Source organism: Phenylobacterium sp. (genome assembly GCF_036501465.1).
In the GTDB taxonomy this organism is placed as follows: domain Bacteria; phylum Pseudomonadota; class Alphaproteobacteria; order Caulobacterales; family Caulobacteraceae; genus Phenylobacterium.
In genome coordinates, this window is the sequence record NZ_DASYAF010000042.1 from 1 (window position 1) to 12932 (window position 12932).

Consider the following 12932-nt stretch of genomic DNA (forward strand, 5'->3'; position numbering starts at 1 on the left):
AGGCCCTACCGCTCCTCGGCCGAACGAACCCAGGCCGTCGCAGCCTGGACCGACGCCTACAACCTCGATCGCCCACACTCCGGCATCGCAGGCCTCACACCCTGGCAGCGTGTGAACAACCTTCTTGGAAACGACACCTAGGTCTGGATCGCCGACAGCTTCCAGTCGCCGCCCGTGTGGCGGGCGAAGGTCCACATCTCCACCGCCTGGGTCGGCGTGTTCGGGTCGCCCGACAGCACCGCGCCGGTCGAGCGGTCGCGCATGATGTCGATGCTTTCGAACTTCATCGAGGCGGTGGCGTAGTCGGTGTCGCCCTCGCGCCAGGCCTCGCCCACGTCGGCCTGCAGCAGGCGCGTGCCGGTGACGTCGTTCTTGCGGCCGTGGGTGGCGTTGTCGCTGAGCTCCTCTGCCAGATAGCCCATCACCTCGGGCGTGCAGCGCTCGCGCAGGCGCGCGTAGTCCTCATGCGCATAGGCGTCCTGGATTTCCATCAGCAGGCGCTCGAAGGCCTGCTGGTCCTGCGGCGAGATCGGAATGTCCCAGCCGGCGGTGGGCGGAACGGCCGTGCCGCCATATCCGCCGCCGTAACCCGGCCGCGGCCCGCCGCCGAACGAGGGCGCCCCGCCCAGGAAGGACGACGAGGAGGGTCCGGGGCCGGCGAACATCGGCTCCTCGTAACCCGCGCGGCGGCGGAACATCCGCATCACCAGGTTGATGACGAAGAACAGGACGACGAGCTGGATGATGATGGTCAGCAGGCCGCCGCCGCCGCCGCCCCAGCCATAGCCGCCCCAGCCGCCGCCCCAATGGTGGCCGCCGCTGAGCAGGCCGCCGATCAGGCCGCCGGCCACCAGGCCGCCAAGGAAACCGCCGAACGGGCTCCGGTTGTAGCCGAAGCCGGGCGCGTAGCCCGGCGCATAACCGGGCCGGTAGCCGGGCTGATAGGTCGTCCCGCCGGGCGCGGTCATCGAGCGCTGCACGGGGCCGGTATAGCCGGGCGCCGTGGCGGTGGGCGCGGGCTGGGAATAGGTGCGCGAGCCGCGGCTGCCGAAGCTGCCGCCCCGGCGCGCGTCGGCGGGCGACGCCGCCAGAAGCCCGACCGCCAGTGCGATGCCCAGCGCGGCGACGAACTTGGTCTTCAAACTCGAGCGGTCGATGGACCGGGTCTTGGTCATGAAAGTCTCCCCTGACGGGCCTGATGTAAGTCGCCGCCGAAGGCCGCGCCAGATGAACCCGCCCCGCTCATCACGCACACTTGACCGAGCCCCGTGCGCCGCCGACCTATCCATGGAGACAGGCTTCCATCGGCGAAAGCGCATGAACCCCTTCCCCGAAGACATCTTCTCCGAGCCGGAAAACGTCGATCCGGACACCCTGGCCAACCTCGGGCCGCTGACCCGCCTGGCCGGAATCTGGGAGGGCCGCAAGGGGATCGACCTCAATCCCAAGGCCGACGGGCCGGAGCGGCGCGCGTACATCGAACGCATCGAGATGCAGCCGATCGACCCGCAGCCCAACGGCCCGCAGCTGTTCTATGGCCTGCGCTACCACATCCACATCAACACCGAGGAGGAGGACACCACCTTCCACGACCAGGTGGGCTACTGGCTCTACGAGCCGGCCACCGGCCTGGTGCTGCAGACCCTGGCCATCCCGCGCGGCCAGACGGCGCTTGCGGCGGGGCGGGCCGTGGCGGACGGCTCGGGCCTTTCGGTGCGCGCCGAGCGCGGGGCGATGAACTATGGCATCGCCTCCACCGACTTCCTCGAACACGCCTTCCGCACCGACAGCTACGAGCTGAGCGTGAGTTTCAACGCCGATGGGACGTGGTCCTATGTGTCCGACACCATGCTGACGGTGCGCGGCCGGGCCGAACCCTTCCGCCATCGCGACCGCAACACCCTGGCGAAGGTGGGCGAGCCCACGCCCAATCCGCTCTATCTCATCCGCCAGAGAAAGCCTGTTGCGGGGGAGCCCGCCTAGGGCTTGGCGACGGGCGCGTCGGTGGGCGGTCCGAGGTCGCCGTGCCGGTCGGGCGAGACCTCGATCGGCATGTCCAGATTGTCGCGCAGGCCCGCGGCCTTGATGGCCTCGTGGACGTCCTTCGGCCCGTCGGCCTTGGTGGTGGTGAAGTTGAGCGTGGCGAGATCGGCCCGGTGCTCGGCGGTGTTCTCGAAACCGCCCTGGGGCTTGGCGTTGAAGCTCAGCGCGTAGCTCCTGGACGGCTCGGTGGTGCAGAGCAGGACGAAGGTCTTCTTGTCGTCCAGCAGGCGCGGGGTCCTCAGGCACGGCGGCTGCTCGCCCCCGGTGGCCGGCCCGAAGTCGAAGCCGGTGGCCAGCATCGGCTGGTCGAAGGTGACGGTCATCACCAGCACGCCGGCCGCCATCGCCTGGCCCGCCGCCGGATAGGACTTGGTGAGCTTGGGCGCGGCGGTGGCCGGGAAGACGGTGACCGGCGAGACGGTGTTGCCCTTGGGCGCAGGCTTGGGGGCGGCGGGCGCCTGCGGGGCGGCGTAGGTTCCAGGCGGCGCGCCCACCGGCGGGGCGACCGGCGGCGGATCGGCGGCCAGCGCCGGCGCGGCGAGGCCGAGGGCCGCGACGCCTATGGCAGGGAGAAGGGCTGGACGCATGGGCCGAGACTGCCCAGCAACCGCGACGGGAACAAGGCGGGCCTGTTTCACGATCGGTGCGACCCCAGACGCGCCGGCGACAGGGCCGCGGCCTCGACGCCCTGGGCGGCCACGTCGGCCGGGACGTCCGCGCCGCGCGCCAGGGCCGCGGCCGTGCGCGCCGCCGCCGCGGCGGTCTGGACGCCATAGCCGCCCTGCCCGGCCAGCCAGAAGAAGCCCGGCGCGTCGGGATCGAAGCCGATCACCGGGGAGCGGTCGGCCACGAAGCTGCGCAGGCCCGCCCAGGCGCGCGCGACGCGCCGCACCGGGATGTCGGCCGCCTGCTGCACCCGGTCGATGCAGATCGCCACGTCCAGCTCCTCGGGCGCGGCGTCGCAGGGTTCGCTCGGCGTCTCGTCGGCCGGCGAGGCCAGGATGCGGCCCGCGTCGGGCTTGAAGTAGAACAGCTCGTCCACGTCGATCACCGCCGGCCAGTCGCGGATCTCCACCCCCGGCGGCGGGTCCAGCATCATGGCAGTGCGCCGCATGGGCTGCAGGCCGACGCCGCGAACGCCCGCTAGGGCCGCCACCCGATCGGCCCAGGCGCCCGCGGCGTCGATCACCACCCTGGCCGCGAACGCCTCGCCCGAGGCCAGGCTCACGCGCCAGCCCGCGCCTTCGCGCGCGATCGCCGTCACCTCGCAGTCCGTGCGGATGTCCGCCCCGCGCGCCTTGGCGCCGGCCAGGAAACCCTGGTGGATCGCGGCGACGTCCATATCCATGGCGGAGGGCTCCAGCAGGCCCGCGGCCACATAGTCCGGCCGCAACACCGGCACGCGGGCCAGCACCGCCTCGCGGTCCAGGGGCGCCATCTCGCCGCCTTCGGCCTCGGTGGTCTGGCGCAGCGCATCGAGACCCGCCAGCTGGTCGGCGCGCGCGATATGCAGAACACCCCTCGGCGACAGCAGCGGGGCGGCGGCGAAGCCCGCCGGCGGCGCCTCGAAGAAGCCGCGACTGGCCCGCGTCAGGCCGCGGATCACCGCGTTGCCGTAGGTCTCGATATAGAGCGCCGCCGAGCGGCCCGTGGTGTGGTAGCCGTGGGCGTCCTCGCGCTCAAGCAGCGCCACCCCGGCGTCCTTGGCCAGCTCGTAGGCCACCCCCGCGCCGGCCACGCCGGAGCCGATGATCAGGAAATCGTAGGCGGGCACCGAAGATCTCCGGCTATGGATATGAGCCCGTCGATAACCCGTCCGCCGTCGGCGCGGTAGGCCCTTCGAGCGCCTGTGGAACCAGATTTCCACCTCAGGCGTTAACTAAGGTTCTGCCTCTTATATTATCTTTCCAAATCAAATACTTATAGCGAAGCCGCGCCTTCAAAGCGCCGCTTTCAGGCTCCGAAACCGCCCTCTTCAGCCTCAATCAATTGACGTGGCTGTGGGTGGCAATCAGGCGGCGACGGGCCGCCGGAACGGAGAGGCTGAATGAACCGGACCATATCGGGGGTCATGATCGCGGGGGCGACGGTAGTTGGCGCTGCGAGCCTGGGCGGCTGCGCGACGCACAAGTATGTCGACGAGCATGTCGCCACCGTGTCGGGCCAAGTGAACGACGTCTCCAACCGGGTGTCGGATGTCTCGGCGAAGGTGAACGAGCACGATTCCAAGCTGGCCACCCTGGACCAGACCTCCCGCGACGCCCTGCAACGGGCTGAAGCGGCGGGCAAGCTGGCCGAGGGCAAGTTCCTCTATTCCGAGGTGCTGACCGACGACTCCATGAAGTTCGGCGTCGCCAAGGCCGCGCTGTCGCCGGAGGCCCAGCAACGTCTGGACGCCTTCGTCGACAAGTTGAAGACCGACAACCGCAACGTCTACATCGAGGTCCAGGGCCACACCGACGCCACGGGCACGAAGGACGAAAACTACAAGCTCGGCGAAGAGCGGGCCGAGGCGGTGCGCCGCTATCTCAACGAGCACGGCGTGGCGCTCAATCGCATCAGCACCATCTCCTATGGCGCCGACCAGCCCGTGGCCGACAACAAGAGCCGGGCCGGCCGCTCGCAGAACCGGCGCGTGGTGCTGATCGTTCTGGCGTAACCGCATGGCGTCCCGCCGCGCGGAACGCCGGCGGCGGGCGCTCGGCGTCGGCGTGAGTCTGGCGGCGCATCTGGCGATCCTGGCGGTCCTGTTGACCGCCCGTCAGCCTGCGCCGCCGCCGGCCGCCTTGCCGCCGATCGAGGTCGCCCTGGTCGGCCCGACGCCTGAGCCGGACTCCGGCGCGCCGCCGGCCGCGGCCCCCGCCAAGGCCGAGCCCAAGCCGCCGCCGACGCCGGTGCGGCCCACGCCGCCGCGGCCCGATCTCAAGCCGATCCCGGCCGCGCCCCGGCCGGAGCCCGATCCCATGCCCCAGCTCACCGAGGCCCAGATCGCCTCGGCGGCGACGGCGGGCGCAGGCTCCGGCGAAGGCGAAGGCGCGGGCGCCGGATCGGGCGGGCGGCCCTGCGACATGGTCCGCCGCGTCCAGGCGGCGCTGCGCAAGGATCCGCGGGTCCGCGCCGCGGTGGCCGAGGCCGAAGCCGTCCGCGGCGCGCCCGGCAAGGCGCTCTATGTCTGGAACGGCGACTGGATCAGGAGCCGCGGGCAGGACGGCGCGGGCCTGGCCGCCGCGCGCGAGGCGATCATGTGGGAGGTGGCCTTCGCGCCGGAGACCTGCCGCGCCCAGCCGGTTCACGGCCTGGTGCTGTTCTCGATGGGCGACACCTCCGGCTCCGGCCTGGTGGTGGGCGGCGGGACCTGGCGCTGGTCGGACCTGTTGCGGCCCAGGGCCTCGGGCTAGGCTGGAGCCGCTGAGGCTGGTCTAGGCGACGTTCAGGCCCAGGCTCGGCGGCGGCCTCAGCCCGCCCCCGCGGCGGCCGGCTTCCAGCTCATAGGTGGCGATCGCCGCCAGATCCTTCAGGCTCTGCAGGGCGCGGGCGTCCAGGTCGCGCGGACGCCTGTCGAGGATGCACAGGGTGCCCAGGCAGGCGCCGTCCGAGGTGATCAGCGGGTGGCCGGCGTAGAAGCGCACCCGGGTCGGCCCCACCACCACGGGATTGTCGGCGAAGCGGTCGTCGCGCAGGGCGTCCGGCACGATCAGGACCTCACGGCTGGCCACCGCGTGGGCGCAGAAGCTCTCGTCGCGCGGCGTCTCCTTGGCGTCGAGCCCGCAGGTGGACTTGAACCACTGCCGGTTCTCGTCGATCAGCGAGATCATCGCCGTCGGCACGTCGAACAGCGCGGTCGCCAGGCGGGTGATGCGGTCGAACCGCTCCTCCGGCGGCGTGTCGAGGATCCGCAGTTCGCGCAGGCTGGCGAGGCGCGCCGCCTCGTCGGTCGCCGGTTCGGCCCGCACCCAGCGGCAGGCGTGGCGCAGCAGGGCGGCGCGGATGCGCGCGCGGGCGTAGCTGGAGGAGAAGGGCGCGGCGATCTCCTCCTCGGCGAACCGCTCGACGCCCGAGGGCCACCCGTCCGGCGGGACCAGGGCCATGATCGGGGTCTCGGCCGTGTGCGCGCGGATGTGCTCGGCCAGCGCCGGGGCGTCGGGCGTCGCCTCCAGCAGGATCAGGCCGGGATGTTCGCGCGCCAGGGCCGCATCGACGTCGCGAGCCTGGGCGATGGCGTAGGGCAGCTGTTCCTTGTCCAGCGCCTCGCGCAGCGGCTCGATCACCTCGGCGCTCGACGCCACCCCCAGGATCGTCGTCGCCGACAGCGCCGCGTCCAGGGCGGTGTCCGCGCGGAAGCCCTCCTCGTGGGTCTGCTTGGCCTTGCGCCGCAATTCGAGCGTCTGGCCCTCGGCGGCGGCGAACACCTCCAGCCCGCCGAAATCGGTCCGCGCGCGGACGTCGGCCAGCACGGCGTCGAGATCGGCGTCGGAGCGCGTCGGGTCGTGGTGGGTCAGCGCCAGCCGCTTGGCGCCCGCCTCGCGCGCCATGGCGATGGCGTAGTCCACCGTCGAATGGCCCCAGCCGACCTTCGTCTCGTACTCGGCCGCGGTGTACTGGGCGTCGTGGATCACCAGGTCGGCCCGGGACAGGAAGGCCACGTGGCGGGCGTCGGCGCCGGTGATCTCGCCCTCGCCGCCGGCCAGGGCCCGGTCGTGGGGTTCGTGGTCGCAGGAATAGACCACCGTGGCCCCGTCCGCCTGCAGCCGGTAGCCCAGGGTCAGGGCCGGGTGGTTCAGGTAGTGGGCGCTGACCCGGATGTCGCCCAGCTGCAGCTCGCCTTCCACCAGGTCGTGATAGGCGATGTTGGCCCCCAGCTGGTCGAGGTCCACGGGGAAGTAGTCGTGCTGCATCTGGGCGGCCAGGGTCTCGCGCACGGCCGCGCCCAGGCCGCGGGGCGCATAGATGTCCCACTGGGCGTCGGGGGTGAACAGCGGCGCGAAGAACGGCAGGCCCTGGATATGGTCCCAGTGGGTGTGGCTGATCAGGATATGGCCCTTGAGCGGCTCGCCCGAGGCCATCAGTTCGCGGCCCAGGGGTGCGGCGCCGGTGCCGACGTCGAGCAGCACCAGCGTCCCCGAATCCGAGCGCAGCGAGACGCATGAGGTATTGCCGCCGAATCGGACCGTCGCCGGTCCGGGCGCCGCCATTGAGCCCCTTACGCCGTGGAAGGTGACCCGCATCGGATCGCAGCTCCGCCTCTCCCCGGGCGCAGCCTCCGGTGATGGGTGACTCCCGTCAAGCCGTCTCGCATTTCAAGCGCTGATCGGGGGTGCGAACCGCTCCAGCCGCGCGACGTGGGCCTTAGGACGCCTGCCTGGCCCGTTCCTCGGCGACCTCGGGCGAGGTCCAGTGCTCCAGCGCCTGCAGCATCTGCGGCAGGTTGATCGGCTTGCCGAGGTGGTCGTCCATGCCGGCCTCCAGGCAGCGCGCCACCTGCTCGGGCAGGACGTTGGCGGTCATGGCGATGATCGGCGTGCGCGCGGCGTCCCGGTCGGCGAGCGCGCGGATGCGGCGCGTGGCGGTCAGCCCGTCCATCACCGGCATCTGCATGTCCATCAGGATCACGTCGTAGCGGCCGCGGCCCACGGCCTCGACGGCCTCGGCGCCGTCACAGGCGGTGTCGATCTCAACGCCGAAGGGACCGAGCAGGGTGGTGATCAGCTCGCGGTTCACCGCATTGTCCTCGACCACCAGCACGCGGACCGGCCGCTCCAGCACCGCGGCGGCGGCTTCCGGCTCGGCGCCGAGCGCATCGTCCGGCGCGATCGGCAGATCGATCTCGAGCCAGAACGTCGAGCCCTCGCCCACGGCGCTGTCCACGCCGATCTGTCCGCCCATCGCCTCGACGATCTGCCTGGAGATCGCCAGACCCAGGCCCGTGCCGCCGTACCGGCGCGAGACCGAGGCGTCGGCCTGGGTGAAACGGTTGAAGAGCGCGCCGACCTGCGCCTCGCCGATGCCGATGCCGGTGTCGGTCACGGCGATCCGCATGTGACAGCGCTCGGCCTCGAGACGGCCCGAGAGGTGCAAGGTCACGCTGCCCTCCCGGGTGAACTTGATGGCGTTGGAGAGGAAGTTGAGCAGCACCTGACGCAGGCGCGGCGCGTCGCCGATCAGCACCGGCGCGGGGTCGGGCGCCTCGATGCGGGTGATCAGCTTCAGCCCCTTGTCGGCCGCCTGTTGGGCGACGATCTCGGTGGCCGAGCGCACGGCCGCCGCTGGATCGAAGGGCGCGGGGTCGAGCTCGAAGGCGCCGGCCTCGATCTTGGAATAGTCCAGCACGTCGCCGATCACGCCCAGCAGGGTCTGGCTGGCGTCGTGGATCAGGCCGGCGTGGCGCGCGTCCTTTTCGGACAGCGCTTTGGAGGTCTTCAGCACGCCCGCGAAGCCCAGGATGGCGGTCAGCGGCGTGCGCAGCTCGTGGGTCATGTTGGCGAGGAAGTCGGTCTTGGCGCGGGCCGCGGCCTCGGCGCGGGCGAGCGCGTCCTTCAGCTCGCCTTCCAGGTCCTTGCGCTGGGTGATGTCGCGCGAGACCGCCAGCAGGCGCCCCGACCCGTCGTTCAGCCGCGTGAAGGTGGTCTCGGCCCAGACGGTCGAGCCGTCCTTGGCGAACACCCGGTAGTCCATGGTGCGCGACCCGGTCTCGACGGTCGTGCCGGTGATGAAGGCTTGCACCGCCTCGGAGTCTTCGGGATGCATGTAGGTGTAGTTGGGCGTCGAAAGCAGCTCGCCCGGCGAGAACTTCAGGATCCGCTCGATCGAGGGCGAGACATAGAGCCGCTCGTTTTCCGCCGAGGCCAGCGAGATCACGTCGGTGACGTTGTCTGCCAGCAGGCGGTAGCTCTGCTCGCTCTTGCGAAGGTCGTCCGTCGCCTGTTCGTAGCGGCGGCGCGCATCCATGGTCTGACGCGCGCTGGAGACCGAGAAGGCCACGCTCACCACCAGCAGCAGCCACACCGGCAGGCCGCCGTGCAGCCCGGCCTGCAGGGCGGCGTTGGGCGCCAGGACCGGGGTGAGCATGATCGCCGCCGAGGTCGGGACCACGGCCAGCAGGTATCCCGCCCGCGACTGGTAGGCGTAGACCTGCGCGAAGGCCATGACCGACAGCCACAGCATCACCCCGCAGATCGCGCCGGCCGCGGAGCCGGTGGCCCACATCATCACCCCCAGCGCCGTCCAGTTGGAGACGCCGACGATCAGGCAGATCACGTGCTGCAGCCGCTTGCCCCAGCCCACCGGCTTGCCGAGGTACTGATCGCGGGTCACGGCCCAGCTCACGGTGTCGGTGCCGATGGTGAGCGCGGCCCAGACGGCGCAGGCGGTCCAGGGCAGGAAGGCGAGCGAGATCAGGCCCACAGCGATGGTGGCGCCCAGACGCGGGAAGAAGCCGGCGCGCGCGCCGGCGGCCATCTCGTCGAGCCCGCGATCCAGGAAGCTGAGCAATGCGAAGTTCCCCCCGTTCGCGGGGATGATCGCAAAGAATTATTAACCGCTGATTTGTTTTCGCCCCCGCCGGCGAGCGAATCGGCCGCCCGGCCCGCGACCTAAGGCGCGATCTTCGCGGCCTTCCCATCCGGCGTCAGCGTCACGACGTTGACCACCGCCGGGTCGTCGTGCAGGCGCAGGTACAGCTTGCCGCCGGCCGGGCGCGGCGCGTCCAGGACCTGGTCGGTGTAGCCGGCCGGAACCTGGGTCTGGGTCTTGAAGGCGGCGCTGTTCGACAGGGAGTCGATCAGGAACAAGCTCGATCCGGAGAGCGCGCAGGGCTTCTTCGCGTCGGCCGGGCAGGTCACGCCCTCCAGCTTCGGCAGCCGAACCAGGGTCGCCAGCGGCGTCCAGTGCGAGGCCGCGCCGCCCCGCACCACCCGGAAGCTCAGAGGTCCCGCGACGGAGGCGTTGAACGCCTTGCCGGTGTCCAGGGTGGCGACGGCCACCTGGCTGTCGGCCAGCACCAGGCCCGAGGCGGTGGTCAGCGTCGCCAGCACCTTTTCGCCCGGTCCCGCGACCTCGACCTTCTCGTCGCCATGGAAGCCACCGGTCGAGCCCGCGCGCATTGAGAAGGTGAGCTGGGCGCCCAGCGGCGCCAGATCCTTGTCGCCAAGGGCGATCCGCACGCCGGGGCCCTGCGGCGCGGGCAGGCGGAACGATTTCTCGATGAGGCTGACGCTGGGCCTGGGCGGGCCGACGCTGACCTCCAGGCGGCTCGCGTGGCCGTCATCGAAGGTGATCGCGGCGTCGGCTTCCCCCGCCGTGGCCGGTCGGGCGTCCGCCGCGGCGATGAGCGTCAGGGTCTCGGCCTCGCCGTCGGCGGCCAGGGCGCCGGGCGTGAAGCGCACGCCCTCCAGGGTCACGCCGGTCACCGCCTTCAGCCGGCTGCCGCGCAGCATCGCTGAGGTCTCGCCCGCGTGGATGTCCAGGCCGTCGATCCGCGGCCCCAGGTCCACGGGCAGCAGCTTTACCTCGTCGGGCCGCAGCACGCCGTACTGCCGCACCGCCACCGTCAGGCTGCGCGGCCGCGGCTTGCCGAGCGGGGCCTTCAGGGTGAGTTCGTCGGCTTTCGAGGCGCTCCAGGTCACCGGATGGGCGGGCTGGGCGCCGGCCTGCATCTCGACGCCTTCCACGCAGGCCGCCGTGGGGCCGTGCAGATGGACGACCGCGTCGCCGCCGGCCATCAGGGCCCGCTGGTCCTCCGGCGCGGCCAGCCACCGCTGCGGGCGCGCCACCTCCAGGGTGAAGCTCGGGCCCTTGTAGGCCGAAAAGCCCCAGCGCCCTTCCAGGGTGGCGCGGACGGTCTCGCCGAAGCTGTCGGGGCTGAGCCCGCTGGCGTCCACCGCCAGGCCGCCGCGCTCCGGGTCGGGCCGTACCGGCAGGTCGACGCTCTTGCCGTCCTTCGCCGCCACCCGCAGCACCAGGTCGCGGCCATAGCGGGTGGAGAAGATCAGCGGCGCGCCCTCAACCGGCAGCACCAGGTCGGGCGCCTGGGCGCAATAGGCCTGCTTGTCGTCGACCGGATGCAGCGGCGGCGGGTCGGGCGGGGCGACCTGCGGCAGGGCCACCACCAGCACCGACTTGGGGTCCTGGAAGCTGGGCGGGGCGTTGAGCAGCAGCGCCAGGCGCTCGCCGCGCACCGTCGCCAGGGTCGGGATGTACTGGTAGTGCGCGGTGCGCACCGAATCCATGATGTGCGCCAGGTCGAGCACCGAGGAGACGTAGGGGCTGTAGTAGCCGGCCCCGGCGCGCGGCGTGTAGCTCAGCTGCTGGACCAGCTCGGCCGAATAGCCGGTGGTGAGCGCCTGGACCATCGAGGTGGCGTGGCCGTCGGCCATGACCATGGAATCGCGGCCCTGGACCAGGCAGGGCGCCTGCAGCTCGACGGTCTTCTGCAGGCAGTCGGCGTCGAGCTTGATCGACAGGCTGCGCGCCAGCAGCGGCGAGGCGGCCTTGAGCTTGCCGGGCTCGGTCTCGTTGATCTTGCGGATCGCGGCCGTGTAGGCGTCCAGCCGCGAGCGGTCGAGGGTGGCCTGGTGCAGGTCCTGGGCGGCGCGCACGAAGGCGCCCGGGCGGCTGCGCACCGCATTGACCAGGGTGGAGAAGTCGCCGCCGGTCTCCGGCGCCAGGAACAGCAGCACCTGCTGGGCGCCGGCCGGCACGGTGACGGTCATGCCGCCGGCCGCCTTCTTGTCCCAGGTCTGCGACTGGAAGAACCAGGCCTTCGGCGGCGGGTTGGTGGCGCCGCGCAGGAAAGCCGCCACCAGCAGGTAGTGGGCCGACTGGCCGGGCGGCAGGTCGGCCTTGATCCACAACTGGTCGCCGGCCGCCAGGGTGGGCGTGCGCGAGATCGGCAGGCTCTGGCCAGCGCGGCTGACGTTGATCTGCAGCTCGGGCCCGACCAGGTCGAACGGCGCGGCGTCCGCCCACGCCGCGGCCGGCGCCAGCAGCGCCGCGAGGCAAGCGAGCAGCAGTCTCGTAAGAGCCCTCATGGCCGGCGTGGCTAGCCCTGCTTTTGGACCGTTCCGCGGCAGGTCTGCCTATTCGCCGGCCGGCGCAAGTCCCGCGCCGTTCGTGCTTCAACGCATCAGCGACGGACGAGATCGACGCCGATCGTGCACGGCTGGTTGTCGCGGATGGTGGTGGCGGCGCTCCGCCGTTGACGCTCCATCATATTGTACGACTGTGTTAGTCTATTTGTACGACAATTTATGCGTAACTGTGCGCCCGGCCTCTTGCCCTCAACCGTGGGATTGGCGCAGCATCAGCTTGGCCGGTCCGCCGTCCCGCGGCCCGGCCGGCGCGTCACGTCGAGAGGTGAGGTCAGTCTTGGAGAACGCCGCACAGCCTGCCCGCCGGCCGGGCCGCGTCCGCAGCGACGGCCCCACCGCGGCGGAGGTGACGGAGCGTCTGCGCCATCAGATCCAGGAGGGTCTCTGGTCGCCCGGCGAATGGCTGCGCGAGGCGCGGCTGTGCGAAGAGTTCAAGGTCGGCCGCTCCATCGTCCGCCGCGCGTTGGGCGAGCTCGCCGACGACGGCCTGGTGATCCTGGAGCCCAACCGCGGGGCCAGCGTGACGGTCACCACCCTGCAGGAGGTGTTCGACCTCTATGAACTGCGCGCCAGCCTCTATGGCGTGGCCGCCCGTTTCGCCTGCATCCGCGCCTCGAACCCGCTGATGGCCGAGATCCTGAAGAAGTCCGACAAGCTGCTGGCCGACGCTGACGCCAGGGAGACGGCGGAAGAGCTGATCCATCAGAGCGAGGTGATCTTCAGCCTGATGGCCGGCTGCGCCAGCGCCGACGCCCAGAAGATGATCGCCGCGGTCCGCCGCAAGACCCGCTGGCACTGGTCCTA

11 protein-coding genes are annotated in these 12932 nt (G+C 71.4%); 5 read left to right on the plus strand and 6 right to left on the minus strand.

The window, feature by feature from the left end:
- Positions 1-141 (plus strand): integrase core domain-containing protein (locus tag VGL85_RS04125; protein WP_331586300.1); only part of this gene is annotated, 141 nt, incomplete at its 5' end.
- Here VGL85_RS04125 and VGL85_RS04130 read toward each other — a convergent pair.
- Positions 138-1175, minus strand: coding sequence for a Tim44 domain-containing protein (locus VGL85_RS04130; protein WP_331586280.1), 1038 nt, complete (start codon positions 1173-1175; stop codon positions 138-140). The two genes, VGL85_RS04125 and VGL85_RS04130, sit on opposite strands and share 4 nt — an antisense overlap.
- Before the next feature lie 142 nt (positions 1176-1317).
- On the opposite strand from VGL85_RS04130, the gene VGL85_RS04135 reads away from it, so the two are divergent.
- Positions 1318-1983, plus strand: coding sequence for an FABP family protein (locus VGL85_RS04135; RefSeq protein ID WP_331586282.1), 666 nt, complete (start codon positions 1318-1320; stop codon positions 1981-1983).
- Here VGL85_RS04135 and VGL85_RS04140 read toward each other — a convergent pair.
- On the minus strand, positions 1980-2630 hold the full coding sequence (locus VGL85_RS04140) for a hypothetical protein (protein WP_331586284.1): 651 nt from the start codon (positions 2628-2630) through the stop codon (positions 1980-1982). The genes VGL85_RS04135 and VGL85_RS04140 overlap by 4 nt on opposite strands.
- Before the next feature lie 47 nt (positions 2631-2677).
- Positions 2678-3817 carry an FAD-binding oxidoreductase gene (locus VGL85_RS04145; RefSeq protein WP_331586286.1) on the minus strand — a complete coding sequence of 380 codons (1140 nt, stop codon included), beginning with the start codon at positions 3815-3817 and terminating at the stop codon, positions 2678-2680.
- 273 nt (positions 3818-4090) lie between these two features.
- On the opposite strand from VGL85_RS04145, the gene VGL85_RS04150 reads away from it, so the two are divergent.
- Positions 4091-4702: an OmpA family protein gene (locus VGL85_RS04150; protein ID WP_331586288.1), complete on the plus strand. Its 612-nt coding sequence runs from the start codon at positions 4091-4093 to the stop codon at positions 4700-4702.
- 4 nt (positions 4703-4706) lie between these two features.
- A complete protein-coding gene (locus VGL85_RS04155) occupies positions 4707-5441 on the plus strand; it encodes a hypothetical protein (RefSeq protein ID WP_331586290.1) in 735 nt (244 codons plus the stop codon).
- Between the two features lie 21 nt (positions 5442-5462).
- On the opposite strand, the gene VGL85_RS04160 is transcribed toward VGL85_RS04155, so the two are convergent.
- The 3 genes from VGL85_RS04160 to VGL85_RS04170 form a co-directional block, all read right to left on the minus strand.
- Positions 5463-7154 (minus strand): GAF domain-containing protein, encoded by a 1692-nt coding sequence (locus VGL85_RS04160; protein WP_331586292.1) that lies wholly within the window; start codon positions 7152-7154, stop codon positions 5463-5465.
- A gap of 235 nt (positions 7155-7389) precedes the next feature.
- A complete protein-coding gene (locus tag VGL85_RS04165) occupies positions 7390-9531 on the minus strand; it encodes a hybrid sensor histidine kinase/response regulator (RefSeq protein ID WP_331586294.1) in 2142 nt (713 codons plus the stop codon).
- Between the two features lie 101 nt (positions 9532-9632).
- Positions 9633-12068: a hypothetical protein gene (locus VGL85_RS04170; protein ID WP_331586296.1), complete on the minus strand. Its 2436-nt coding sequence runs from the start codon at positions 12066-12068 to the stop codon at positions 9633-9635.
- A gap of 337 nt (positions 12069-12405) precedes the next feature.
- Here VGL85_RS04170 and VGL85_RS04175 point away from each other — a divergent pair.
- Positions 12406-12932: GntR family transcriptional regulator (locus VGL85_RS04175; protein WP_331586298.1), on the plus strand; the 527-nt coding region annotated here is incomplete at its 3' end.